This is a genomic window from Allobosea sp. P1_A7 (genome assembly GCF_056406775.1).
In genome coordinates, this window is sequence record NZ_JBFTZN010000020.1 from 25,810 (window position 1) to 50,802 (window position 24,993).

General features: G+C 65.2%; 23 protein-coding genes, 1 other RNA gene and 1 pseudogene. 11 read left to right on the forward strand and 14 right to left on the reverse strand.

Translation table 11 applies throughout. The features are described from left to right. Positions 1–6: 6 nt before the first annotated feature. From hflC to AC1D34_RS05585, 7 genes are all read right to left on the reverse strand, one after another. Positions 7–924: a protease modulator HflC gene (gene hflC / locus AC1D34_RS05555; RefSeq protein WP_113513693.1), complete on the reverse strand. Its 918-nt coding sequence runs from the start codon at positions 922–924 to the stop codon at positions 7–9. Then, positions 921–2,090, reverse strand: a complete 1,170-nt coding sequence (gene hflK, locus AC1D34_RS05560) for an FtsH protease activity modulator HflK (RefSeq protein ID WP_113513695.1) — start codon at positions 2,088–2,090, stop codon at positions 921–923. Before hflK ends, hflC begins: the two co-directional genes overlap by 4 nt. A 150-nt stretch (positions 2,091–2,240) precedes the next feature. Further along, a complete protein-coding gene (locus tag AC1D34_RS05565) occupies positions 2,241–2,765 on the reverse strand; it encodes a dihydrofolate reductase (protein ID WP_476823698.1) in 525 nt (174 codons plus the stop codon). Next, entirely contained in the window at positions 2,762–3,244 is a 483-nt protein-coding gene (locus tag AC1D34_RS05570; protein WP_476823699.1) for an N-acetyltransferase family protein, read from the reverse strand. Before AC1D34_RS05570 ends, AC1D34_RS05565 begins: the two co-directional genes overlap by 4 nt. Beyond that, entirely contained in the window at positions 3,241–3,576 is a 336-nt protein-coding gene (locus tag AC1D34_RS05575) for a CPBP family glutamic-type intramembrane protease (protein ID WP_476823716.1), read from the reverse strand. The genes AC1D34_RS05570 and AC1D34_RS05575 overlap by 4 nt, the downstream gene beginning before the upstream one ends. Then, the gene (locus tag AC1D34_RS05580; RefSeq protein ID WP_476823718.1) at positions 3,512–3,667 is read right to left on the reverse strand and encodes a hypothetical protein; all 156 of its coding nucleotides are present in this window, start codon (positions 3,665–3,667) and stop codon (positions 3,512–3,514) included. The genes AC1D34_RS05575 and AC1D34_RS05580 overlap by 65 nt, the downstream gene beginning before the upstream one ends. A 389-nt stretch (positions 3,668–4,056) precedes the next feature. Continuing rightward, on the reverse strand, positions 4,057–5,508 hold the full coding sequence (locus tag AC1D34_RS05585) for an MFS transporter (protein WP_476823700.1): 1,452 nt from the start codon (positions 5,506–5,508) through the stop codon (positions 4,057–4,059). 101 nt (positions 5,509–5,609) lie between these two features. Between AC1D34_RS05585 and AC1D34_RS05590 the strand changes: the two genes are divergently transcribed. After that, positions 5,610–6,254, forward strand: a complete 645-nt coding sequence (locus AC1D34_RS05590) for a TetR/AcrR family transcriptional regulator (protein ID WP_476823701.1) — start codon at positions 5,610–5,612, stop codon at positions 6,252–6,254. 236 nt (positions 6,255–6,490) lie between these two features. On the opposite strand, the gene AC1D34_RS05595 is transcribed toward AC1D34_RS05590, so the two are convergent. The 5 genes from AC1D34_RS05595 to AC1D34_RS05615 are packed head-to-tail and all read right to left on the reverse strand — an operon-like array spanning position 6,491 to position 11,861. Beyond that, a complete protein-coding gene (locus AC1D34_RS05595) occupies positions 6,491–7,687 on the reverse strand; it encodes an aminotransferase-like domain-containing protein (RefSeq protein WP_476823702.1) in 1,197 nt (398 codons plus the stop codon). Between the two features lie 29 nt (positions 7,688–7,716). Continuing rightward, positions 7,717–9,360 (reverse strand): bifunctional 3-(3-hydroxy-phenyl)propionate/3-hydroxycinnamic acid hydroxylase, encoded by a 1,644-nt coding sequence (locus AC1D34_RS05600; RefSeq protein ID WP_476823703.1) that lies wholly within the window; start codon positions 9,358–9,360, stop codon positions 7,717–7,719. After that, positions 9,357–10,145 carry an IclR family transcriptional regulator gene (locus tag AC1D34_RS05605; RefSeq protein WP_476823704.1) on the reverse strand — a complete coding sequence of 263 codons (789 nt, stop codon included), beginning with the start codon at positions 10,143–10,145 and terminating at the stop codon, positions 9,357–9,359. Before AC1D34_RS05605 ends, AC1D34_RS05600 begins: the two co-directional genes overlap by 4 nt. Further along, entirely contained in the window at positions 10,142–11,008 is an 867-nt protein-coding gene (locus AC1D34_RS05610) for a fumarylacetoacetate hydrolase family protein (protein WP_476823705.1), read from the reverse strand. The genes AC1D34_RS05605 and AC1D34_RS05610 overlap by 4 nt, the downstream gene beginning before the upstream one ends. A 10-nt stretch (positions 11,009–11,018) precedes the next feature. Continuing rightward, positions 11,019–11,861, reverse strand: a complete 843-nt coding sequence (locus tag AC1D34_RS05615) for a VOC family protein (RefSeq protein ID WP_476823706.1) — start codon at positions 11,859–11,861, stop codon at positions 11,019–11,021. Positions 11,862–12,002: 141 nt separating this feature from the next. Between AC1D34_RS05615 and AC1D34_RS05620 the strand changes: the two genes are divergently transcribed. From AC1D34_RS05620 to AC1D34_RS05635, 4 genes are all read left to right on the forward strand, one after another. Continuing rightward, positions 12,003–12,896: a LysR family transcriptional regulator gene (locus AC1D34_RS05620; RefSeq protein WP_476823707.1), complete on the forward strand. Its 894-nt coding sequence runs from the start codon at positions 12,003–12,005 to the stop codon at positions 12,894–12,896. A gap of 115 nt (positions 12,897–13,011) precedes the next feature. Further along, entirely contained in the window at positions 13,012–14,316 is a 1,305-nt protein-coding gene (locus tag AC1D34_RS05625) for an MFS transporter (RefSeq protein WP_476823708.1), read from the forward strand. Positions 14,317–14,397: 81 nt separating this feature from the next. Beyond that, the gene (mdlC, locus tag AC1D34_RS05630) at positions 14,398–16,035 is read left to right on the forward strand and encodes a benzoylformate decarboxylase (RefSeq protein WP_476823709.1); all 1,638 of its coding nucleotides are present in this window, start codon (positions 14,398–14,400) and stop codon (positions 16,033–16,035) included. A 48-nt stretch (positions 16,036–16,083) separates the two neighbouring features. Next, positions 16,084–17,541, forward strand: coding sequence for an aldehyde dehydrogenase family protein (locus tag AC1D34_RS05635; protein WP_476823710.1), 1,458 nt, complete (start codon positions 16,084–16,086; stop codon positions 17,539–17,541). 303 nt (positions 17,542–17,844) lie between these two features. Here the strand turns inward: AC1D34_RS05635 and AC1D34_RS05640 are convergent, their stop codons facing one another. Continuing rightward, on the reverse strand, positions 17,845–18,744 hold the full coding sequence (locus AC1D34_RS05640) for a thymidylate synthase (RefSeq protein WP_476823717.1): 900 nt from the start codon (positions 18,742–18,744) through the stop codon (positions 17,845–17,847). 407 nt (positions 18,745–19,151) lie between these two features. Here AC1D34_RS05640 and AC1D34_RS05645 point away from each other — a divergent pair, with 407 nt between their 5' ends. From AC1D34_RS05645 to AC1D34_RS05670, 6 genes and pseudogenes are all read left to right on the forward strand, one after another. Further along, the gene (locus AC1D34_RS05645; protein ID WP_476823711.1) at positions 19,152–19,457 is read left to right on the forward strand and encodes a PepSY domain-containing protein; all 306 of its coding nucleotides are present in this window, start codon (positions 19,152–19,154) and stop codon (positions 19,455–19,457) included. A gap of 36 nt (positions 19,458–19,493) precedes the next feature. Continuing rightward, positions 19,494–19,856: a transfer-messenger RNA gene (gene ssrA, locus AC1D34_RS05650) on the forward strand. A 62-nt stretch (positions 19,857–19,918) separates the two neighbouring features. Next, positions 19,919–20,533 carry an SspB family protein gene (locus tag AC1D34_RS05655; RefSeq protein ID WP_476823712.1) on the forward strand — a complete coding sequence of 205 codons (615 nt, stop codon included), beginning with the start codon at positions 19,919–19,921 and terminating at the stop codon, positions 20,531–20,533. A gap of 9 nt (positions 20,534–20,542) precedes the next feature. Next, positions 20,543–21,800, forward strand: a pseudogene (locus tag AC1D34_RS05660) (class II fumarate hydratase). 15 nt (positions 21,801–21,815) lie between these two features. Continuing rightward, positions 21,816–22,022 carry a DUF4169 family protein gene (locus tag AC1D34_RS05665; protein WP_476823713.1) on the forward strand — a complete coding sequence of 69 codons (207 nt, stop codon included), beginning with the start codon at positions 21,816–21,818 and terminating at the stop codon, positions 22,020–22,022. Then, positions 22,019–22,243, forward strand: coding sequence for a ribbon-helix-helix domain-containing protein (locus AC1D34_RS05670; protein ID WP_476823714.1), 225 nt, complete (start codon positions 22,019–22,021; stop codon positions 22,241–22,243). Before AC1D34_RS05665 ends, AC1D34_RS05670 begins: the two co-directional genes overlap by 4 nt. Before the next feature lie 114 nt (positions 22,244–22,357). Here the strand turns inward: AC1D34_RS05670 and AC1D34_RS05675 are convergent. Further along, on the reverse strand, positions 22,358–24,993 hold a 2,636-nt coding region (locus AC1D34_RS05675), incomplete at its 5' end, for a hypothetical protein (protein WP_476823715.1).

Here is a 24,993-nt window from a genome sequence, read left to right on the forward strand (position 1 = left end):
TATCGATCAGGGATTGGCCGCCGGGGCCGGCGTTGCAGCCGAGCTCTGGGGACGTCCCGTAGGGTCGTTGAAGTAGCGGAAGAACGGCGAATCCGGCGAAAGCAACATCCGCGTGTCCCCCGGCTTGATGCTCGCCTCATAGGCCTGCATCGAGCGATAGAAGGTGAAGAACTCGGGATCCTTGCCGAAAGCCTCGGCGAAGACCTTGTTCCGCTCGCCTTCGCCCTCGCCTCGGATCTCGTCGGAACGACGCTGGGCTTCGGCGACGATCACGGTCGCGTCACGCTCGGCGCGGGCCCGGATCTCCTGCGCCTGCTGGGCGCCAAGCGCACGCGCCTCGGCAGCTTCGCGCTGACGCTCGGTCTGCATGCGCTGGAACACCGCCTGCGAGTTCGCTTGCGGCAGATCGACCCGACGCAGGCGGACATCGACGACCGTCATGCCGAAGCGGGCCGCCTCGCGGTTCACGTCGTCGCGGATACGGCTCATCAGCCGCGACCGGTCGGTCCGGACCACCGAGATGAAGCTGGCATCGGCGAGGACCGCGCGAACCTGACCATTGACGATCGAGGCAAGCTGCGAGTTGGCCCGCGGGATGTTGTTCACCGCCTGGTAGAAGCGCAGCGGATCGGAGATCCGGTAGCGCGTGAAGGCGTCGACGACGAGCCGCTTCTGATCCGACGCGATGATTTCCTGGGCGGGAAGGTCGAGATCGAGGATGCGGTTGTCGAGCAGCGTCACCTGCTCGAAGGGGGCCGGCAGCTTTAGGTAGATGCCCGGAGCGGTGACGACGCTGCGGACTGCGCCGAAGCGCAACACGATGGCCGACTGGGTCTGCTGGACCACGAAGGTCGCGGCATAGAAGACGATCGCGGCGACGGCGAGGACGACAAGCGCACCAATGCGCAGGATGGAACCGTTCATCGGGTCGCTCCCGCCTGCGGCGCACCCGGCGCAGCGCGCCGTTGCTGGAGTTCGTTCAGCGGCAGGTAAGGCACGACACTTTGCCCGTTACCCCTCTGGTCGAGGATGATCTTGTCGGTGCCACCGAGCACACGCTCCATCGTCTCGAGGAAGAGACGCTCGCGGGTCACGGCCGGTGCCGCCTTGTACTGCAGATAGACAGCATTGAAGCGGCTGGCCTGGCCGCGGGCTTCCGCGACGGTCTGCTCCTTGAAGGCTTCCGCCGACTGGACCAGTTGCGCCGCACGACCGCGCGATTCCGGCACGACCCGATTGGCATAGGTCTGCGCTTCGTTGCGCAGGCGTTCCTGGTCGGAGCGCGCCGCCTGAACGTCACGGAACGCGTCGATGACCTGCTGCGGCGGATCGACCTTCTGCAGCTGGACGAGGCGGATCTGCACGCCAGCCTTGTAGCTGTCGAGCGTCTCCTGCATCAGCTGGCGCACTTCGGTCTCGATTGCGGCACGATCCGTCGTCAGCACGGGCTGGATGTTGCGCTGGCCGATCACCTCGCGCATCGCGCTCTCGGCCACAGCCTTCACCGTGCCCGGCGGATCCTGGATATTAAAGACATAATTCTCCGGCGCGGCCGGATCGATCTGCCACTGCACGATCACGTCGATATCGACGATGTTCTCGTCGCCGGTCAGCATCAGGCTCTCTTCGCCGACATCCGTCTGGCGTGAGGTGCGGACCGATTCAATGGTGCGGAAGCCGACTTCCGTCGTGATCACATTGGTGACCTGGGGCTTGATCACGCTACCGATCGGGTAGGGCCAGTTGTAGTTCAGGCCTTCGCCGGTCTTGCCGATATATTTGCCGAAGCGGAGGTTGAGACCAACCTCGTTTGGCCGGACGATATACCAGCCCGTCATCAGCCAGATCACGATCAGGGCCAGGATGCCGAGAACCAGGCCACGTCCGCCGAGATTGCCGCCCGGCAGCAAATCCTTCAACCGATCCTGACTGCGGCGCAAAATTTCTTCCAGATCCGGTGGCGAACCACCGCCACTGCCTCCGGGGCCCTGCCCCCACGGGCCGCCGCCACCGCCGCCACCACTTCCGCGCTGGCCCCAGGGTCCTCCCCCGCCGCCACCGCTACCGCCGCTCTGGTTGCTCCAAGGCATACTCGTGCCGTTCCTCACATCTGTACCACACGTGCCATAGGCGAACGGCGGCTGTTTGTCAGCGCCCTTAGGGAACGCGTGTCCGTGACTTGGTCATCGGACACGGATTCGTCAACGACGCAAGCCCTTCATCGTCAATGGAAACAGCGTTCAGGCCCGGCGGCGAAAGGTCGCGAAGGTGAAAGCATGCTCRTCATCGGCACTGCGAGGGTGGTTCTCGTGCTTCACGCGCTCGAACGCCGCCCTGTCCCAGACCGGAAAAAGGGCATCGCCTTCGGGCTCAGCGTGAACCTGGGTCAGTTCAACCCGATCGGCCAACGGCAAGGCCTGGGCGTAGATCTCGGCGCCCCCCGCAACAGTGACGGAATCCGCGCCCATCGCGAGGCCGAGCCGCTGGCCGGCCTCGATCGCCTCGTCGAGGCCATGCGCGACATGAACGCCGTCGGCATGAAAACCGGGATCGCGTGTCAGGACGATGGTCTCGCGCCCCGGCAACGGCTTTCCGATCGAGAGAAAGGTCTTTCGCCCCATCAGCACCGGCCGGCCGAGCGTCAGGCCACGAAAATGCCTGAGGTCGGTCTTCAGCCGCCAGATCAGCCGATTATCGTCACCAATCACGCCATTATCGGCGACGGCGGCGATGATCACGATGGGAAGGGCTTGAGGTCCGCTCACACGCTCTCTCCCAGCCGCCGCAGCGCGTCGCCGTCGAGGCGTTTGACCGTCCATTCCGATTGCGCGTTCGCGCCGAGGGAGCGGTAGAACACACGCGAGGGCTCGTTCCAGTTCAGCACCCACCAGGCGAGGCGCGGCAGCCCCTCGTCGACGCAGCGCTTCGCCAGCCCTGCGATCAGGGCCTTGCCGATGCCTTTGCCGCGGAATTCAGGCCGGACATAGAGATCCTCGAGCCAGATGCCATGGCGGCCCGAGAAGGTCGAATAGGTATAGAACCAGACAGCGAACCCCGCAGGCGCGCCTTCCCATTCGGCGATATCGCAGGCGACCTTGGGATCAGGCCCGAACAGGGCCTGCGCGAGTTGCTCTTCGCTGGCCGCGACCTCGTGCAGAAGCTCTTCGTATTCGGCGAGCTCCCTGATGAAGGTCAGGACGAGACCGGCCTCGTCGGGCCGGGCTGGACGGATGGAAAGGCTCATAGGAAGGTCCCCGCGACTACGATCGCCAGATTCATGCAGGCATGCAGCAGAATGGGTAGGCCGATTCCGCCGGAAACCTCGCGTGCACAGCTCAAGAACGCGCCAGCCGGCAGAACCGATACGACGTGCAGCAGCCCGTTCTCGATATGCAGTAGTCCGAAGGCCAGCGCGAGCGCTGTGGCCAGAACCGCGGCACCAGCCCCCCCGCATACCCGAGCGCGACCGCAAACAGAACCTGCCCGAACGCCGGGACAACTGCGCGGTCCGTCATCCCGCGATCGGTGYCTTGATCGCCGCGTGCGCGTCGAAGGCTTCGAGCGCCACGTCCGAATTGAGCTGCAGCCGGGACTGGTCGAGACGGCCCAGATAGCGATGTGGATCACCCAAGGAGTGCGCAAATTCGCCGAGGCCGAGCTCCGTCACCCCGGGCGGCGATCTGGGTCGGCAACGCGTGGCTTACGGTGTTAAACGGCTTTCCGAGCACTCGCATTATCCGCAGAATCGCTACGATCGATCCGTTACTCCTTAGGATGAACCGAGACAACGCGCCATCAGTCGAATCGGCAACTCCCCGGATCAGTCCGCAAGCACGCCCTCACGGTCAGCAGCATGCCGCTGCCCCGAAGACGCGAGCGCTGGCTTCGCCGTTCGCCCCAGGCACGGCTGGCCCCCATCCGAAACCCGGGAAGCCACCGCCTCATGACCGAAGCAATGGAGGGGCGTGAGCCGAAGATGGCGCCATGCGGCATCGTGCCGGAGGCCGGAGATGGCGCGCGACGGCCATCTCCGCTTCGCACCGCGACGTCCGGGGTTCACACGCTGTCAGCCTTCGGGTGCTTCTGTTGCGCAACGAGGGCGACGACAATGCTGAGGACGATGCCTGCGGCCGCCAGCCAGAACGCCCGTTGGATGCCCTCGGCCACGGCGATCCGCAACGCGTCGCCTGCCAATCCGCCGATCTGGGAATTGGCAACGGCGATGAGAACCGCAAGGCCAATGGCGTTGCCGACATTCAGCGTTGTCGACGCCATTCCCGAGGCGACGCCCTGCTCGTCATGATGAACGCCGGAAGCGGCCGCAATCCACATGCCGGTCCAGACCACGCCCTGACCTATGCCGGAAATGATCAGCCCTGGAAGGATGATGAGGTAGCTGCTTTCCGCAGTCGCGCCGGGAACCATCAGTGCCGTTCCGATAGCCCCCACGGCCATGCCGCCAATCAGCGTGGCGCGGATCGAAAGCCGCGTCGCCAACCGCTCGCCGACCTGTGTCCCCACCGCAATCGCTACCGAGGGAACCAGAAATGCGAGCCCGGTCTGGAGAGCTGTGAACCCCTGCACGTTCTGGAACAGAACCGTCAGAAAATACGGCAGTGTGCCGAATGTCGCCATGTACAGGAATGTGATTGTCATTCCGGTCAGGAGGCTGCGGTTGCGGAGCAAGCGCAGGGGCATGAGCGGGTCGGCGCTCCGTGCTTCGATCACCACGAAAGCAGTGAGCAGGACGGCCGCCAGGACAAAGCTCCAGATGATGCCGCGCGAACCCCAGCCATATTCCGGCCCCTGCACAAGCGCGAAGACGAGCAGCGTCGCCCCGGCCGTGACAGTCAGCGCGCCCGGCAGGTCGAAGCTGCGGCGTTCATGCCGCTTCGGATCCCGCGGGATGACGAGGAATGCCGCAACGATGGCAATGCCGGCGAGCGCGACATTGACATAGAACACTGAGGGCCAGCCAAAGGCACTGGTCAGGAGACCACCGGCGATCGAACCGATCGTGAGCCCGCTGGCTCCGGCGCCACCCCAGACAGCGAGTGCCCTGTTGCGCTCCGGCCCCTCGGCAAACAGGCGGTTGACCAGGGACAAGGTCGCCGGAAACAGGAATGCGCCTCCGATACCCTGAACCGCGCGCGCCAGGATGATGACTTCAGGGCTCCAGGCCAAGCCACCGATCAATGACGACAGCGCATAGAGCCAGAGGGCAAAGACGAACATTCGCCGCTGGCCGATCAGGTCGGCTGCCCGGCCCCCCAACAGCAGGAAGCCGCCGGTGAACACCGTGTAGACACTGACCACCCATTGCAGGGTCTGGCCCGAAAAGCCCAGGCCCGCGCCGATCTCCGGCAACGCGACGAAGACGATGTTGAGGTCGAGTGCGATGATCAGTTGCGCGAAGGCGAGCAGCGCCAATGTCGCCCCGCGTTTTCCCCCAAGACCTCCCCTGACCGATGATCCGTCGGGCAGCGATGCCAGTTCCGATGCGCTCATGCGTGTCTCCACTTCAATTCTTTGTTGATCGACAAAGAATTGAAGCTTGCCAACCGGAGTCAAGCGAATTATTTATCGATCCTCAAAGAATGGAGACGTCGATGGCGCGGCCACGGGAGTTCGATCGAGATCTGGCGCTTGAGAGGGCTCGCGACGCATTCTGGGCACGCGGCTACGAGGGAACCTCGATTGCTGATCTGGTGGCGGCGCTGGGTCTTGCCTCGGCACGTATCTACGCAGCCTTCGGCTCGAAGGAGGATTTGTTCCGGGAGGCGGTTGGGCTCTACGAGGAAGGCGACGGCAGCTTCGTCGCACGAGCGCTGGCCCAGGAGCCGAGCGCAGTGAAGGCCGTCGAAAGGATGCTACGCGACGCCGTCGAGACCTACACGAAGCCCGGACGCCCATGGGGTTGCATGGTCGTATCGGCCGCGACCAACTGCGCCGTCGAGAATGACCGCGTGCGGGAATGGCTGGCCGAACGCCGCCTGAAGCAAACAGCGACCATCGTCGACAGGCTGGTGCAAGCCGTACGCGACGGCGAACTGAGACAGGATACCGACACCGACGCGACGGGCGACTATGTCACTGCGCTGATGCACGGCCTTTCCGTGCAAGCGCGGGATGGCGTGCCAGAGCAACGCCTCCTGACCATGTGCGACCTGGCCATGCAGAGGATGCGCGACCTCGTTGATCCCACCCATGAGGCTGTCATCGTGCCCAACCAGTCTGGGGCGGAGAGCATCTAGCGCCCCCGTCAGCCAGCCAGGATACCCTGGCGGCCAGGGGCGCTGGCCACAAAATGCAACCTTCGTTTGAGACAGAGGGAAACACGCCCTCGCCCCCTTCCCTGAACCTGTTGGTCAAGCTTGCCGCCCGTAATAGGGCGCGGCACGCGCAGGCGGAGAGCAGCTGCGTGATTCAAGTGCCGTCGAGGATCGAGCACGCCGCGAACACCCGAAACGCCAGGCCGGACCTCATCGCGTCAGCCCCGATCGGCCCCCCGCGCGCTGTCCCCCAGCACCTGCGCCAAGCGCCGCACGCCGTCTTGCATCCGATCGAGAGGTGCAGCTGAAAAGCTGAGGCGTAACGCTGCCGCACCCGGCCCATCGGGCTGGAACGCAGAGCCGGGGACATAGGTCACTCCGACTTCAGCTGCACGGCTCAGCAAGGCATGCGTGTCGAGATGCGCTTCMAGGTTCAGCCAGATGAACAGGCCTCCCTGGGGAACGATCCAGCTGGCGCGGTTGCCGAGCTCCGACTGGAGCGCCGCCAGCATCGTGTCGCGCCGAATGCGATAGGCGTCGCGAAGCCGGCCAGCATGTGTGTCGAGGATGCTGTCGAAAAGATCGAGGAGACAGGCCTGGGCAAGGGTACCCGCCTGCAGATCCTCGCTTTGTTTCATGAGAGCAAGTTTCGCGACCACCGCACGGGGCGCGACCAGCCAACCGACACGAAAGCCCGGCACGACCGCCTTGGAGAAGGTACCGAGATAGATCGTCCGCGCGTCCTCGATCGAGCGGGCCTCCGTGTCGACCGCCAGCAGCGGCGGCAACGCCTCGCCCTCATAACGCAGCATCTCGTAGGGGTCGTCCTCGACGAGGATCGTATCGAGCTCATCGGCCAAGGCGACCAGTTCGCGCCGTTGGGCGAGCGACAAGGTCGCTCCGGTCGGGTTGTGGAAATTCGACATCGCGTAGATCAGCGCCGGCCGATCGTGAGCCCCGGCCCGTGCCGCTTCCAGCTCGCGCATCCGCGCGCCGTGCGCGGCAAAGACCTGCAGCGCCCCGGGATAGGTCGGCGTCTGGACGAGCACGGTCGCCCCGGGCTCGACCAGCAGCTCGGCGACGAGATCGAGCGCCTGTTGCGCGCCATTGGTGAGGAGAATGTTATGCCCGTCGCATTGCACGCCCTTGGCGCGCATGTAGGCGCTGATCCGGTCGCGCAAGGCAGGATCGCCCTCGCTAGCGCCATATTGCAGCGCAGCTCGCGCCGTTTCCGGTTTCGACAGGATCCTGGCCAGGCTGTCGCGTATCTCGGCAACGGGAAAGAGCGTGGAATCGGGTTCACCAGGTCCGAACGACACGCAATCGGCCGCCTTCGACATGGTCGCAAGGCCACGAATGGCAGATGGTACGATGCGGTTGGCATAGCGCGAAAAGCGCCGCTCGAAGGCGGTCATCCGTGGTCCTGCGTGCGTGTCAGCGGTGCTCATCGGGTGGAAACCTCGGGTTCTGCAGGAGCCGGACCAGTGGCGGGCGTGGTCGCATTCCAGGTTTGGCCAGCAAGATCGCGCATCGATCGCGCCATCCGGGCGATCGATGCGCTTTCCGCGACGCTGGCCGCGGCGACATAACGATCCGGCCGGACCAGCATCAGGATGTTGCGCCCAGCCGGCGACAGCGAGCTCATATGCCCGTCAGTGTCGCGTCCGGCGGAAACGTCAGGGCGGTCTTGAGAGGGATTGAAGGTGGTCGGCAGCACCGCGACGCGACGGAGCGAGCGAAGCCCGAAGCCTTCGGCCGTCGCCGCCATGCGCTGTGCATCCGGACCATAGGCGACGAGCGCGAACTGGCCGCCCATGACATCGTCCAGCCGCTGATAGCGGCGGTCCGTCATCTGGAGCAGCGGTTGCGGGAGCATCCGTCCGGCAAGACGCACTCCACCATCGTCGGGAACGACAAAGCCTTTCTCATAGAAGGGTTTGGGCTTGTATTTCATCTGCGTGAAATGCGCGTGGATCCCGGGCGCCAGTTGGGCAAGCCGAAAGCCGAGTTGGATCATGACCGCCTGCCGCCGGGAGGTCGGCATCATCACCCGCCCCATCTTGATGGCGAGCTGGATCAGGGCCCATGCATGCGGTGCCCGCTCGCGCTGATAGGTCGCCAGAAGCTCCGGCCCGAGGCGTCCCGAAATCACCTCGGCGAACTTCCAGGCAAGATTATGCGCATCGCGGACACCGCTGTTCATGCCCTGGCCGGCAAATGGCGGCGACAGATGCGCCGCGTCGCCGGCCAGGAAGATGCGTTGCGTGTTCCAGCGATCGGCGATGCGGGCATGGAAGGCGTAGACTTGGCGACGGACGATTCGTGCATCGGCATCGGGCCCGTGGGCTTCGAGCAGCGCACGCACATGGTCGGGGTGAGCCGCGCGCTCCTCGTCTTCGCCGTCGCGCAGCATGAATTCGTAGCGGCGGATTCCGTCCGGGCCGGGCAATGTGATCAGGGGGCGGTCGGGATCGCACACGACCCGCGTCTGGCGCAGCTGCTCGCGGGTCGAGGCCAGATCGACGATGAGCCAGCGCTGGCGATAGGTCGAGCCGCTGAGCGTTGCACCGACGATCTTGCGCAAGGCGCTGCTGGCGCCGTCGCAGGCCGCCAGATAGCGGGCCCGAATGGCGATGCCGCCGCCGCTTCCAGAACGAAGGGACAGCGACACGCCGGAACCATCCTCCGCCACCGTCTCGCAGGAATGGCCGAACAACGTCACCACATTGGGGAACCGGTCGAGCCCCCGGCGTAGCGCGGCTTCCAGCTTCGGCTGGGTGAAGGCGTTGCGCCGCGGAAAGCCATATTCCCGGGTGGCCGGCTCGACCTTGGCAAAGCAACGTCCGTCCCGGGTGAAATAATGAGAACCGTAGTCCAGGGCCACATCCTGCAGGACCGWACCGAGCAGGCCGGTTGCCTGCATGGTACGCAGCGACTCGTCGTCGATCGAGACCGCCCGTGGCTCCTGCACCGTGCTGGAATTGCGCTCGACCAGGATGACGTCGAGGCCGGCCTGTCCCAGCAGATTGGCCAGGGTCAGTCCAGTGGGACCGGCTCCAACGATCGCGACATCGCATTCCTGGATCATTGCGGCACGTCCGCTGTGTCGAGCCGAGATCCGGACAACCGATCGCCCAGCAAGCTGGCTGAAGAGACGAGCAGGAGCACGAGTCGATGCTCGAGCTTTTCGTCCAGGCTGGCAGCATCGAGAACGAGGCTGATGCTGGCGGCGATGCCGAGCTCCGGCACCGCGACCGGGACGGCAATGCCGACGAGTCCCTCGTCAATCTCGCCGCGCGTGATGCAGTAGCCCCGCTTGCGGACACCGGCCAGCAGATCGCGCAGTTCGGCGATCTTCATGGGCAGATCGGCCTGGCCGGTGCCGGGCTGCGCGCCGAAACTCCCTGCCACAAGCCGGGCCAGCCGTCGGGGCGGGACCAATGACAGGATCGTCTTGGACGTGGCGCCTCGCGTCAGCGGCATGGGCCGACCGCGTTCATAGGATGGCCGCGCCGGTAGATTTCCGACGGCTTCGTCGGCGACGCACAGCACGGTGTCGCCATAGAGACGCGCCAGCAACGCCACACAGGGAACACCCGCCTGCGCGATCAGATCATGCAGGCGGGACTGCCCGGCGCGCACCAGCGGATCGGTCAGGCGCACCAGCCGATCGAATTCGACGAAGGCGGGGCCGAGACGATAATGCGCCTCGTAGGCCGGTTCGAGAAACCCCTCGCCGACCAACTCCCGCACGGTGCGATAGACGGTGCTCGCCGGTACGCCGAGCGCCTCCGACATATCCTGAACCGTCCAGCTTCCCTTTGTTTCCCGGAACAGCCGAAGCAGACTGACGAAGCGGCCGAGCGCGTTCATGTCCGGTCCGGACCGGTTTCGGAGACGATCGGATTCGTCAGCCGACCGATCCCTTCGATCGAGACCTCGACGATGTCGCCCGCTTGCATGAACAGTTGGGGCTCGCGCTTGAAGCCGACCCCGCCAGGCGTGCCGGTGATGATGACGTCCCCGGGGGCCAGCCGCGTGAAGTCCGAGACATAGGCGATGATGTCGGCGACGGGGAAGATCATCTCACCTAGCGTGGCAGACTGAACGATCGATCCGTTGAGGCGCGTCTCGATCCGGGCCCGGGCGAACTCCGCGATCTCGTCCGGCGTCACCAGTTCTGGGCCGAACGCCCCCGTGCCGGGGAAGTTCTTGCCCGGCGTGAACTGGTGGGTATGGCGCTGCCAATCCCGCAACGTGGCGTCGTTAAATGGCGCGTAGCCCGCGACCAGGTCGAGAGCCGAAGCCTTTGGCACCCGGAAACCGGGTCGGCCGATCACCACGGCCAGCTCCCCCTCGTAATCGAGCGCCTTGGATAGCTGCGGCAGCAGGATCGGCGCCCCATGCCCGATGAGCGTATCGGCAAACCGCGTGAAGATCGCAGGATGCGCGGCCTCCGGCCGCCCCGTCTCGCGACGGTGCTCTTCGTAGTTGAGGCCGACACACAGGATCTTGCCGGGATTGGGCAGAACCGGGTCGTAGCGAAACTGGCCCTCGGCATAATCGGCCTGGATCGGCTCGCGCACCGGCTCGACGAGCCCTAGCGCGGCGGCCTCCAGATAGGTCCGCAGGTCGGGAAGCACCGCGCCAAAGCGCGCTCCAAGATCGAAAATGCCGTTGGCGCCCGCAACGCCGTAGCTGGCGCGGTTCTCGGCTCTGAACGAAACGAATCTCATTGTGTGCTCCTCAAGCGCGCAGGATCGCGCGCCCCCAAAGGTTGAGCGTCCGTTCGGCATGGGGCCACTGCATGACCGGGCGATCGTGGACGACCTCGAGCTCCGCCGAGACCTCGATCCAGTTCCCGTCCGGATCCTCGATGAAAATGAACAGGTTGTTCCCGGGCCCATGCCGCCCGGGGCCCCACATCAGCGACACGCCGCGCGCGGCGAAATGATCCGACCAGTCGCGGATCGTGTTCCATTCGCCGGCTTCGTAGGAATGATGATCAATGCCCTGCCGGTCCTGCCGGAAGCAGGCCAGGTTGTGATGCCCGTGATTGCCGCGCATGAAGCACGTCATGACGCGACCGGCGTCATCGACCACCCTGTCGGAGACGCCGAAGCCGAGCTTGCCGGCATAGAACCCTTCGATCGCTTCGACGTCCCGGGTCGCCAGCGTCAGATGCTGGATCGGTCCGCGGATACGTCCGCGCGGCCCGGCCGTATCGGCGATGGCGCGGCCGAAGATCACCTCGTTGCCATCGGGGTCACGTACGGAGAAGGCGTCGCTATCGAACAGCGACACGGAAGCGTCAGCAGGCTCGAGCCCTTGTTCGACCGCCCGGGCACGCAGCCCCTCCAGCCCTTCGCCGTCGCGTACCGCAAAGCCTGCATGCTGGAGTGTCTTGGCCGGCCCCTGTGTAAGCAGCACGCGACGCTGCGGACCCACGAGCAGCGCCTCTTCCCCGTCCAGCCGGATCAGCCCCATGTCCATGACCTCCGCATAGAAGGTGGCGAGCCGCTTCACATCCGGCGTTCTCAGATTGAGGTGATGCAAGTAGGCGCTGGCTTGCAACGCGGTGAGCATCATTTTTCTACTCCATTCTTGGAATAGCGATATTATCAAGATAATGGATGAGTCAATTTCCCATATTTTGAGATTTTAACAAGATATCTCCACCTAATGGCAACGGCCGTCGGCGCGTTGCCAGCTTCGAGGGACGTCGCTTCGGTGAAACTCAATGACCGGCTTAGTCTCAAGACCCTGAAACTGATCATGGGCGTGGAGCGCCATGGCAACCTGTCGCTGGCCGCCGAGGAACTTCACATCGTGGTTTCGGCCGCGAGCCGCCGGATTCGCTTCCTCGAGGACTCGCTCGGCTTCCGCCTGATCGAGCGGAGAGGCCGCGGGATCGGGCTGACGGCGCCCGGCCGGGCGATCGCGGCGCATGCGCACAGGATCCTTGCCGATGTCGACGAGCTTGAAGACGAGTTGCGTGACATCACGGATGGCGTCCTGGAGCAGATCAGACTGTGCGTCTCGGGGCCCGCGTTATTCCATGACCTCCCGGAGCAGTTGCAGAGGTTTCTCGGCGCCTTCCCCCATGTCCGGCTCTCAGTCGAGGAACTCACCAGCAATGCAGTTGCCGAGAGCGTCCTCAACGGGCGGGCCGAGCTCGGTATCCTGCTGGGTGCGGAATCCAGCCCAGGCCTGCGTCTGAGACCCTATCGTCGCGACGCACTCGGGATCGTCGTCAGCCCGGAGCATCCTCTTGCGGGCGCGGCTGCTGTTCGCCTTGCCGATCTGCTCGACCAGGATTGGGTTCTGCCACCGGACTCGGCAATCGGGCATTTGCTGGCCCGCGAGGCCGCAAGCCATGGCGCCGAATTGTCTACGCGCGTCCGCGTCCATGGCATCGCGTCGATCTGCCGGGTGGTCCAGGGCGGTCTCGGCATTACGGTGCTGCCGATGCGCAGTGCGGCGCGCGAAATTGCAAGCCGAGGCCTTGTCGATATCCCGCTTGCCGAAGACTGGGCGCCTTGCAACCTGCATCTGGCGACCCAGCGCAACGCCGTTCTTGCTCCGGCATTGACTGCTCTCGTCGATATGCTCGCGATCGAGTGAGACAGACCGGCGCGACCTCCAGCCGCCCCCCGAGCTCCTGAGACGCCCTCCCCGGCGCCCGCTCTCCGGGCGTTCCATTGTCGGCGAAGCCCGCTCCGCTCAAGAGAGGAACGCCATGTCGGTCGCAGCACTGAACGGTCAATCTGCGCTTCGCAACAAGGATCGCACGAAGGTCGCGCTCTCCTATTTCCTTGGGTCAGCGATCGAATGGTATGATTTTATGCTGTACGGCTTCCTGGCGCCTATCGTCTTCGACAAACTGTTCTTCCCGCATGCGGACCCGGTCGCCGGCATGATTGCCGTGCTCGGCATCTTTGCCGTCGGCTTTGTCGCACGACCTCTCGGCGGCCTGTTCTTCGGTCACTTCGGCGATCGTCTCGGCCGAAAGCCGGTCATGGCGGCGACGCTGATTTTGATGGGTCTATCGACGACGGCCATCGGCCTGTTGCCGACCTATGATTCCATTGGAATCTGGGCGGCGGGCTGCCTGCTGGCCCTGCGTTTCCTGCAGGGCTTCGCCCTTGGCGGGGAGTCGACCGGAGCGCCGGTGCTGATGCTGGAGAGCGCGCCCGAAGGCAAACGCGGCGTCTTCGCCTCGATCGCGCAATCCGGCAATTTCGCCGGCGTCGTGATTGCGACACTGGTCGTATCCTTTGCCGCCGCGCTGCCGAGCGACGTCCTGCTGACATGGGGCTGGCGCGTGCCCTTCCTGTTGAGCATCGTGCTCGTGGGCCTCGGCTTCTACATTCGGCTCAAGGTCGAAGAGTCGCCCGTTTTCGAAGCGACACGGACGCCTCCTGCGCGGGTACCGCTGTTGCAGGTGCTCGACAATTACAAGCGGCCGGCACTGATCGTATTCTGCTGCGCCCTGGCGGAGTCCGGTGTGTTCTATCTCACATCCATCTTCGGCCTTTCATACGGGGTGAAAACGCTCGGCATCGATCAGGCCACGCTGCTGCGCGGCGTTCTGCTCGGCAATGTCATTGCCATCGCGATGGTGCCGCTGTTCGGCGCGCTGTCGGACCGTATCGGGCGGCGGGTGGTGCTGGGCACCGGCTTCGTCCTGGCCGGGCTCTATGTGGCCTTCCTCTTCTTTCCGCTGCTGCAGACCCGCGACACCCTGCTGGTCGTACTGGCCATGGCCATTCCCGGGGCGCTCATCCAGCCGATGCATATCGGCGTCACCTCGAGCTTCTATCCGGAGCTGTTCCCGGACACGCGCGTTCGCTTCAGCGGGGTATCACTTGGGCGGCAGTTCGGCACGATCTTCGGCGGCGGCGCCATGCCCGTCATCGCAGCGAGCCTGCTCGCATGGAGCGGCGGCAGCCTTCTTCCCATCCTGATCTACTTCAGCCTGGTCTCGGTCATCGCCATCGGCGCCGTGTTGGCTGCCGAAGAGACCAGGCTTCGCGCGATCTGAGCAAGAGCCGAAGCCGCCGCCTTCACCAACGCTTGCTCGCATCGGCGCGCGACGCGGCCGCAGCAAACCAATGGAATTGCCATGCAGACAGCAGACCAGCCCGCGGCCCTGCCCTCCGCTCTCACAAAACCGGCCGGCACAGTGCGCGATGCGACGATCGCCCTTCTCCGGTCGCTCGGGATGACGACGGTGTTCGGCAATCCCGGCTCGACCGAGCTTGCCTTCCTGCACGACTGGCCAAGCGATTTCCGCTATGTGCTCGCCCTGCAGGAAAGCAGTGCCGTCGGGATGGCCGACGGCCATGCCCAGGCAACCGGCTCGGCGGCCTTCGTCAATCTCCATTCCGCGGCCGGCGTCGGCCATGCGCTTGGGAGCATCTACACAGCCTACCGAAATCAAACGCCGCTGGTCATCACAGCCGGGCAACAAGCGCGCGCGCTGCTGCCGCTGCGCCCATTTCTCGGCGCCGCCTCGGCTGCGGAGTTTCCCAAACCCTATGTGAAATGGAGCTGCGAACCGGCGCGCCCGCAGGATGTGCCGCTGGCGATCGCCCAAGCTTACGCCATCGCCATGCAGAAGCCCTGCGGACCTACCTTCGTTTCGATTCCTGCCGATGACTGGCAAGTTCCCTGCGAGCCCGTCGAGGCCCGGCCAACCAGCGGGGATTTCGGGCCCGATCCTGAAGGTCTTCGGGCATTCGCCAACGCGATCGATGCCAGCGAACGCCCGGCCATCGTCGTCGGTGCTGCGGTCGCACGGGACGAAGCGTCGGCACTTGCCGTTGCACTCGCAGAACGTCTGGGCGCCGCAGTCTGGGCCGCGCCGGTGGCAAGCAGAGCCTCGTTTCCGGAGGATCACCGGCTCTTCAACGGCTTTCTGCCCGCCGCCCCCGAACCGCTTGCCAAGATACTGGGACGGCACGACCTGGTGCTGGTCCTTGGCGCCCCGGCCTTCACCTTTCACGTTCCCGGCGATCTCGCAGGCCTCAGGTCAGGGCCGCCCATCTTCCACATCACCGACGATGCAGATGCCGCCGCAGCCGCCATTGGTGGAGTGAGCTTGCTCTCGACGATGCGTCCCGCGATCTCCGGTCTGCTCGCGACTGTGCCGCACCGCGATCGCCCACCCGCCACCATTCGCGCCCCGGCACCGCGGATCGCCCCGAGCGAACCGGTCCTGGCGAGCTTCGTCATGCAGACGATCGCAGATTTGCGCCCCCTCGGCAGCGTGATCGTGGAGGAGGCGCCCTCGCACAAGGAAGCGCTCCAGCGGCATCTGCCGGTTCGGGATAACGGCTTCTACTGCATGGCGAGCGGCGGCTTGGGCTTCGCGCTGCCGGCATCGATTGGGATCGCCCTCGCCAGACCAACCCAAGCCGTCATCTGCGTGATCGGTGATGGATCGGCGATGTATTCCATCCAGGCCTTGTGGACCGCCGCACAGCACGGCCTCCCGATCACAGTGGTGGTTCTGAACAACGGTGGCTACGGCGCGATGCGCGCCTTCAGCCAACTCATGAAAAAGGCCGCACCACCGGGCATCGACCTGCCCGGCCTGGGCTTCCCGGCACTCGCCGCCGGGCATGGCTGCGCGGGCATGCGCGTCGAGCGCGCCGATGACCTCGCGCCGGCTCTTTCGGAAGCTTTCGCCAGCGCGAAGCCGCAGCTCGTCGAAGTGTTGGTCGATCGGGCCGTGCCTGGCCTCTACGGACTGGATTGAGGCGTCTGCGGCCACGGCCCCGCGCCGTTGAGCCAGGAGGATATCGTCGTGAAACATCTGCCGAATGCGATGAACTGGGTCAACGGGACCTGGTGCGACAGCGCGAACCGCGTCCCCAGCATCAATCCTGCCACCGGCGAGCTCATCGGGTCTTTCGCGGACGCGACGCAAGCCGATGCGAAGCGCGCCGTTGCTGCCGCTCGAAACGCCTTCCTGCACAGCCCCTGGCGCGATGATCGGAGCTTGCGCGCCCGCGCCCTCAATGTGATCGCCGATCGCTTTGAAGCACGCGCCGAGGAACTGGCGCAGATGCTCGCAACAGAGAATGGCAAGATCCTGCCTGAGGCCCGGTTCGAAGTCTCCACGGTCGCGCCCAAGCTGCGCTACTGCGCAGCCTTGGCGCTCTCCCAGCATGGCCGGGCTCTGGAGGTTCGACCGGGCGCCTATTCCATGGCCCTGCGCGAACCGATCGGCGTCGCCGGTCTCATCGTGCCGTGGAACAGCCCGGTCGTCCTGCTGATGCGCTCCCTCGGCCCGGCCCTCGCCGCCGGCACGACGGTCGTCGCCAAAATGCCTGGTCAGACCGCGCAGGTGAATGCTCTCGTCGCCCAGATCCTTTCGGAGATTGCGGAGTTGCCACCTGGCGTCGTGAACAACTTTTGCGAGAGCGGCATTTCCGGCTCGGCATTCCTGGTCGAGTCGCCCGACGTGCCGGTGATCAGTTTCACGGGCAGCACCCGCACGGGCCGGGCGATCGCGGCAGCCGGCGCATCGCGCTTGAAGCGCTTCGGCCTCGAGCTCGGCGGCAAGACGCCGATGATCCTGTTCAAAGATGCCGATCTCGCGGCTGCGCTCCCGCAACTCGAGAAAGCCATCACAGTCTTCGCTGGCCAATTCTGCATGGCCGGAAGCCGGATCCTGGCGGAACGCGGCATCGCCGGCCGTCTGCGGCAGGCCCTTGGCGCGCGGCTGGATCAGGTCAGAGTCGGCCCGGCATCCGATCCGAGGAGCGAAATGGGCCCGTTGATCGACAGGCAAAGCGTGGCCCGCGTCGATGCGATGGTGGAGAAAGCTCTGGCGGAGGGCGCTCAGGCCATCGTCCGCGGCGGTATCCCGCGCGAGCCTGCGCTCGCGGCGGGGGCATTCTATCGACCGACACTGCTCGAGGTCTCCGATGCGAATCTGGCGATCGTCCAGGAAGAGGTGTTCGGACCGGTCGCGACCTTCCAGGTTTTCGAAGGCGAAGCGGAGGCCATCGCCCTCGCCAACAACAGTGATTTCGGCTTGGCCGCCAGCGTCTGGAGCCGCGATGTCGATCGGCCTCTCCGTGTCGCGCGCGAACTGCAGGTCGGCACGGTTTGGATCAATGATTGGGCCGCCATCCACGACGAGTTCGAGGAAGGCGGCTTCAAGCAAGCCGGCATCGGCCGACTGAATGGCCTCGCCTCTCTTGACGATTTCCAGGAGACGAAGCACATCGCGCTCAGAGCCGGAGGACTGCGATAGGACCGGATCGCCGATCTCGAACTCCGATAGCAGCCATCCCAAGATCTGCGCCCGCAGCTCATTCTGCATAAGCAGGATGGCGCTCTCTGATGCCTCATTCCAACATGCCACTTGCTGCGGTCAGCGGCGCAGTCCCCCGGTCGAGCCAGTCGATGGGGAAGCGATCAGCGCGGGCGCGGCTGGTCATTGCCCCTGCGCGAGGCCGATCGCGGTCAGCGGCGAGCAAGGGGCGCAAATGCGCCTCTCCTTCCTTGCCGTGGAGCCCCATTTCGTGAGGGGCGACCACAGTCGCAACGGCTGCGCTCAGACCGCCACGTCGGCCTTGATGGCCGCGTGAGGCGCGTAGCCTTCGACATCAAAATCGTCGATGCGGTACTCGTCTATCGTCGCCGCCCGTCGGGCGAGCCGCATCGTGGGAAATGGCCGAGGCTCGCGCGAAACCTGCTCCCGGGCCTGCCCCAGGTGATTAAGGTAGAGATGGACGTCCCCGCCCACCCAGATCAGTTCGCCAGGACGGAGGTCCGCCTGCTGGGCCAGCATGAGTTGCAGTGCAGCGGCGCCGACAAAGTTGAACGGAGCTCCGAGGAGCAGATCAACCGACCTCTGGAACAAGAGGCAGTTCAGCCGCCCATCCGAGGTCACGTGGTACTGATACACCATGTGGCAAGGCGGAAGCGCCATCGCACCGAGTTCCGGCACGTTCCATCCATGGAAGAGCATTCGGCGGCTCGTTGGATTCGTCCGGAGCGCCTCGACCAGTGCCGCGATCTGATCATGCTCGCGGCCGTCGGCGCCCAGCCAGCGGCGCCATTGCTTGCCATAGACAGGGCCAAGTTCGCCCCAGCGAGCAGCAAAGGCGTCGTCCTCGACAACACGCTGCTCGAACTCGTCCTGCGAGATGGTCTCGCCGGTCTCACGGCGATAATGCGCAAGCGGCCAGTCGGTCCAGATTCGGACGTTCTCACGAAGCAGGGGTTGGATATTGGTGCCCCCGGTCAAGAACCAGAGCATCTCCTTGACCGCGGTTTTCCAATAGACGCGTTTCGTCGTGAGGATAGGCGCAGTGCCATCCGACAAATCGAATCGCACCATGGCGCCAAACAGCGAGCGAGTGCCTACTCCAGTACGGTCCAACCGCTCGTCTCCGCGCTCCAGGACGTCGGAAAGCAGGTCGAGATACTGGAATTCTGGATGCCTTCTGATCACTAGCCGCCTCCGCGAAGAGTCCGGGAGCTCTTGCCACCCCCAGGCTCGTTGGCCCTGAACATGTGTGTTAGCGGCACGATCCCTGTGTGCAACATATAAACCGACAGGCTTCGAGGTCACCAGGCATCGGCAGATTTGCCGCCCGTGCAGCATGCATAGGCAGCGGCCTCACTCGCCGGCCCCGTTCGAATGCATCGCCGCGTCCAAACGGTGGTGCGAACCTCCCCACTGGGCCTTCTCCGGCACGTCCTGGAGACGGTATCGTATCGTCTGGAGCCATCGCATTGCAGTGCACACATGCGCTCACGGCAATGCGATAAGCCGCAAGGAAGCGCCTCAGACCAGCCGAAACAAAGCCATGATTGAGCCGCTCCCTGCCGCTGTTCAGGCTAGGGAGAACCAAAATGTCGATTCGCAGCGCAATGTGGTTCCTGCCGGTCGCCGTCCTGCTCTCCTTCCCTGCCGTGGCCGCCAACACCATGCCGTCCCCCGCTCCGAGCACCCGTGAAATCTCGATTACGGAAGCCCGCGAGATCGCTATCGATCACGGCATGGTCTGGATCGAGGATATCGAGCGCCATGGCGGTCGCTGGGAGCTCGGCGGGATCGACAGTAACGGCGCCGAGATCGCGATCGATGTCAGCGTCACTGACGGCAAGGTCCTCAGGATCATCCGGGATGAGCCAAATCTCGATATTCCGTCCCGGTGAGAGCCGGCGAAATTGCTTCGGATGGAGTGACGATGCTCTCTTTCCCCGCGCGCTCCGAGTCCCTATATTCGGTTTGCCACTCGCAAGAGCGGCTATGGCGATAAACGAACGTCGAAATAAGCCTTTCGGACCCGGGGGCGGTACCCGGCGCCTCCACCAGAGCCCGTCCGCGATTCGCGAGACGGGCTCCGGCGGGGGCGAAATAGGATCGACGAGGGTGTAAAGGTCGTTCTTTTGCTCGGCATGGTTCCGCCGTTATCGGGCCATTGCATAGTTGCCAACGACAACAATGCTCGGGTTGCTGTCGCCGCGTAAGCGGTGCTGGTTCCCAAACCAAAGCCCTTGCGCTTAGCCGCGTAAGGCGGGGCTCGGAGGCGCCTGGCAACAGAAGCCTCCACTTTTTTATGCGAGGGCCGGCGACTTTCTGCCTTGCTCGGAAGCGGACACGGATAGTCGATACGATGGTACAGGATATTCTTCGCTACGATCTCATGGTGCAGGACGCGCTGAAGGGTGTCGTACGGAAGATCCTGGCCGAGGCGAGCCGCGATGGCCTACCGGGCGAGCACCATTTCTACATCACGTTCCGCACGACGGCCCCTGGCGTGCGCCTCTCGCAGCGACTGCGCGAAAAGCACCCGGACGAGATGACGGTCGTGCTCCAGCATCAGTTCTGGGACCTCAACGTCAGCGACCACGCCTTCGAGGTCGGTCTCTCGTTCTCCGGCGTGCCCGAAAGGCTGCTGGTGCCCTTCGATTCGATCACCACCTTCTTCGATCCCTCGGTCCAGTTCGGCCTGAAGTTCGAAACCCAGGAGGCTCCTGAAGAAGCCTCGGCGAGTGATCAGACCGCGGGAGCCGCAAAGGCACCACGCGGAGCCGGGTCCGAGCCCAGCGTGGCCGCCCCGACACCGCTTGCGCTCCCGGTAAAGCCACAATCTGCAAGTGCCACTGCGAAGAACAAGGCAGCCACCGACGACGAAGCGGACCCGGCGAAGGCCGACGCGGGCGCGGATGGTGACGAGGGCGGCGGCGCGCAGGTCGTCAGTCTCGATTCCTTCCGCAAGAAGACCTGATCAGAGCCTATGCCGGACACCCGCACAGAGACTGACTCCTTCGGCCCCATCGCCGTTCCTGCAGATCGCTACTGGGGTGCTCAGACCCAGCGCTCGCTCGAGAATTTCCGCATTGGCGGACCGAGCGAACGCATGCCGCTCCCGCTGATCCATGCTCTCGTGCTGGTCAAGAAGGCTGCCGCGCACGTCAATGCCCGGCTGGGGTTGATCGACCAGCGTGTCGCCGGCGCCATTGGCCAGGCGGCTGATGAAGCATTGGGCGGTCGCTTCGACGACCACTTCCCGCTTGTCGTCTGGCAGACCGGCTCCGGCACCCAGACCAACATGAACGTCAACGAGGTCCTCTCCAACCGCGCCAACGAGATCCTCGGCGCCGGCCTCGGCGCGAAGAGCCCGGTTCATCCCAACGATCAGGTCAACCGCGGCCAGTCGTCGAACGACTGCTTCCCGACCGCGATGCATATTGCCGCGGCTCTCGAGATTTCGCGCCTGCTGCTTCCGTCCCTGCGCAAGCTCGAACAGGCGCTGCAGGACAAGGCGCAGCGCTTCGTTTCGTTGATCAAGATCGGCCGGACGCACCTCCAGGACGCGACGCCCGTCACGCTCGGCCAGGAATTCTCGGGCTACGCCACGCAGATCCATCTCGGCATCGGGCGGATCGAGGCCTCGCTCGGCGGGCTGCATGCGCTGGCCCAGGGCGGCACGGCGGTCGGCACCGGCCTGAACACCCATCGCGACTTCGCCGCCTTCTTCGCCAAGGAAATGGCGGGTCTCACCGGCCTGCCCTTCCGCCCCGCCGCCAATGCGTTCGAGGCGTTGGCGAGCCATGGCGCGCTGACCGCCGCCCATGGCGCGCTCGCCGCGCTCGCCATGGATCACCATGGTGGCCACGCAGGTTCACGGCAACCAGGCGACGATCGGCTTCGCCGCGAGCCAGGGCCATTTCGAACTGAACGTCTTCAAGCCGGTGATCGCCGCCGCCTTCCTGCAATCGGTCAGGCTGCTCGCCGATGCCGCAGACAGCTTCCGCGTGCACTGCATCGAGGGGATCGTCGCCAACGAGGACCGCCTCGCCGAGTTGCTGTCCCGCTCGTTGATGCTGGTCACGGCACTGGCGCCGGCCATCGGCTACGACAAGGCTGCCAACATCGCCAAGGCCGCCCATCACAATGGCACGACCCTGCGCCAGGAAGCCTTGAGGGCCGGTGTCGACGCCGAGTTGTTCGACAGCACGGTGCGGCCCGAGCGCATGCTTGGCCCGTCCTGAACAAGGCCGGGCGGAATGGCAGAGATCATCAATCTCCGGCGGGCCCGTAAACAGCGCCAACGCGTAGCGGCCGAAGCCAAGGCCAACCAGAACCGTATCGACTTCGGACGGAGCAAGGCCGAGCGCAGCCTGACTGAAGCGCGGCGCGAGAAGGCCATCCGCGAACTCGACGGCCACAAGCTTGCGCTTCCGCCCGATGACAAGGGCGAGATTCCGCGGTGAGCCGCGAGCGCAAACACTCTCTCGCCATTGCCGGGCACCGCACCAGCGTATCGCTCGAGGCGCCGTTCTGGGCGGCACTCAAGGAGATTGCCGGACAGGAGCGCCGCACGCTTGCTGCACTCGTCGCCGATGTGGATTCCCGCCGCGGCGAGGCCAATCTTTCCTCCGCGCTGCGCCTGCACGTCCTGGCACATTACCAGCGCCTGGCGGAACGCGGCTGACGGGCATCGCCTCGCCTGAGGAGCCAGATCCGCTCAGTTTCGAGGCTCAGATGGGCACGCCGCTTCAAACCGGAAAATCCCGGAATCTCGGCATGAAGCCTTGAATCAGTCTGGCTACGGACTCCGCGAGAGCGGACGCGGCACAGGCTCTATCTGCAGCGGCGGCCCCAGGGATGGAGCCGGTGTCACCGGCCGCAATATCTGCTCGGGAAAATTCTCGCGCGGTGCACCGGGCAGGATCAGTGGGCCGCCATGAGGCTGAGGTTGAGCTGCACGCGTCGCCGCAGCGCGCGCCTCGATCTCCGCTCTGCGCCGCGCCTCGTCTGCTCGCCTGGCCTCTTCCACCCGGCGCTGCTCCTCGAGACGTTGCGCCTCCTGGGCGCGCCTGGCTTCTTCCAGGGCGCGCGCTTCCGCGGCACGGCGCTCGTCTTCGGCGCGCTTCTCCTCGGCAAGGCGGCGTTCTTCCTCCGCCTTCAGGAAGTCTGCAAGCTTGCGTTCGTTCTCACGCATCTCACGCTCGGCGCGCAGGCGGCGCGCATGCATTGCGCGCTCGCGTGCATCCGCCTCGAAGGCTTCGACCCGCTCCATCTCGCGGGCCAGCGCTCGCGCCGCCACGGCATTCGCGAAAGCTCCGACATCGGTCTCGCGCCGCAGTCCCGATAGCGGCCCGCGCCACGCCACGCCAAGTGCCGGCGCCGCCATCGGCCAGCCCTTGGGCAACGGGCCGAGTGGGCGAAGCCCCAGCCTCAGATCGGCGGTCAGCGCCCTGAGGTCGATCACTCCACTTGCCTCGGCCTGGAGATCCCCGCGCTCGATCGTCAACGGAGCGAGCCGCACGAGGCCACCGGCGAGCGTGAAGGGCAGCGTAACATCACCCAAAAGCCATGAGCCGCGGTCGAGCGCATCCGCCAGCCGGGTCTGCAAACGGCTGGTCTCGCTCTCGGATGCATCCTCTCCGGTCCCGGCAATGACGCGGGCATAGCCACCGGGATCGAACCGGGTGAGACTCGCGCCTGCGATGGTGAAACTACCGGCTCCCCCCAATCCCGCAACCAGCCGCGCGGGGCTCTCTCCGGAACCACCGCCCTCCACTTGACCCGACAGCTTCCCGGCAAGTGAGTTGCCGGTGAGCATCGCGAGATCGAGCTGCGCCAGCGCGATCCGACCGGAAAGCTGCGCAAGCCCTCCTTCACGCCGTGCCGTAAGCCGCCCGGAGACCTTACCACCGGCATAGCTTCCCGAGAGCGCCTCGATCTGGATTTCGCCGGGGTTGGCATGCAGGGAGAAAGCCGCATCGTTCAGGGCGATATCATCACTGAAGAGCAGGGATTTGGCTTCGACCGACAGGCTGATCTCGCCAAGGCCCGAGGCCATGCCGAAACGGACCGCCGACCAGTTGCTGCCCGGAGATGCCGCCGCGGTTCCCAGGGACGAGCCGATCACGCTCCTCAGATCAACATATGGCAGCGCGAGCTTGCCGGAGATTGGCCCCTCTCTCGGCAAGGCCAGCGTCCCCCGTGCACTGCTTCCGCCAAGATTGGCGACAAGACCATCAAGCGCGATCTGGTCGCCGGCGAAGCGAACCATGCCATGCGCGTCCAGCACCGCATCGGGCAGGGCGCGCGCGAGCCCCTCCGGCAGGATCTGGCCGGGACGATCCGCTTGCACGGTCAGTCGCGGCACATCGGCGCCCGCCTCGCCGTCGACCACGATCGACAATCCAGGCCCCGCCAGCGAGCCACTGAGGCGCCCTTGCTGACGGTCGAGAACGAGCCTGCCAGGTCCACCCTGCATCGGTGCCGGCAGGCCGAGAGCGGCGAAGAGCTGTCGACGATCGGCAAGATCAAAGCGCAGATTGGCTCCGGTCCATGTCCCGCTCCTGTCCAACCGAGCATTCAGGGTCAGCGTTCCGGCTTGCGCGCCGCCTTCCAGCAGCAGGGCCGTGTCGCCGGCTACCGTGCGTGTCAGGCGGTAGCTTGAATCCAGCCGTGAGAGCCCGTCCCCGGCGCGCCCGAGCGCTTGACGGAGCGCCTCCGGCAGAAGTGGCCCGGCAAGGGCTGCAAGCGCCTCGAAGCGTGGTGCACGGATGCGACCGGAGATTTCGCCCCCTTCCGGCAGCAGCGCACCGGCGCCATTGACTGAAACTCCGCCGAACCCGTCGACGGCAAGCCGGCTGAGCCGCCAGTTGCGGCCTTCGCGTGCGAGAGCAAGTTGGGCGGAACCGGGCGGCGCATTGCGAAAACGGGCTCCGCTCAGGGATAAATCGAGCGCCAGGTCGCGCGTCCCGATCAACCCGGCGAAACTCCCGCCCGCTGGCAGGGTATTGAGATCGAGCCCCTGCACCGCGAGCTTTGCGGCCAGCCGATCCGCGGCAATCTCTCCGGATCCGTCCAGCCTGACGCCGGAAGCCCCAGCGATGGTCAGGCGCTCGAAGCGAAGCTGTTCCGAGCTCCAATCGCCAACCGCTTCCGCATCGATCTGCCTCAGATCTGCAATCAGGTCGGAAAGGGCTGGATCGAGCCCGGCCCGCGCCAGCGCCAGCCCGACGCGGCGCGCATCATCCGCCTTGAGGTTGAGCTTGCCACGAAATCCTGTGCCGTCGACTGCGCCCGTTGCACCGACTAGGGCGCCTGCGACACGCAGCGAGGCCGATGCATTGGCCAACCCGACCTCGTTCAGCCRCCCACGCAGGGCGACAGCCGAAAAATCCTCGCCGCGCCACGCGAATTGATCGAGATCGAGGCTGAGAT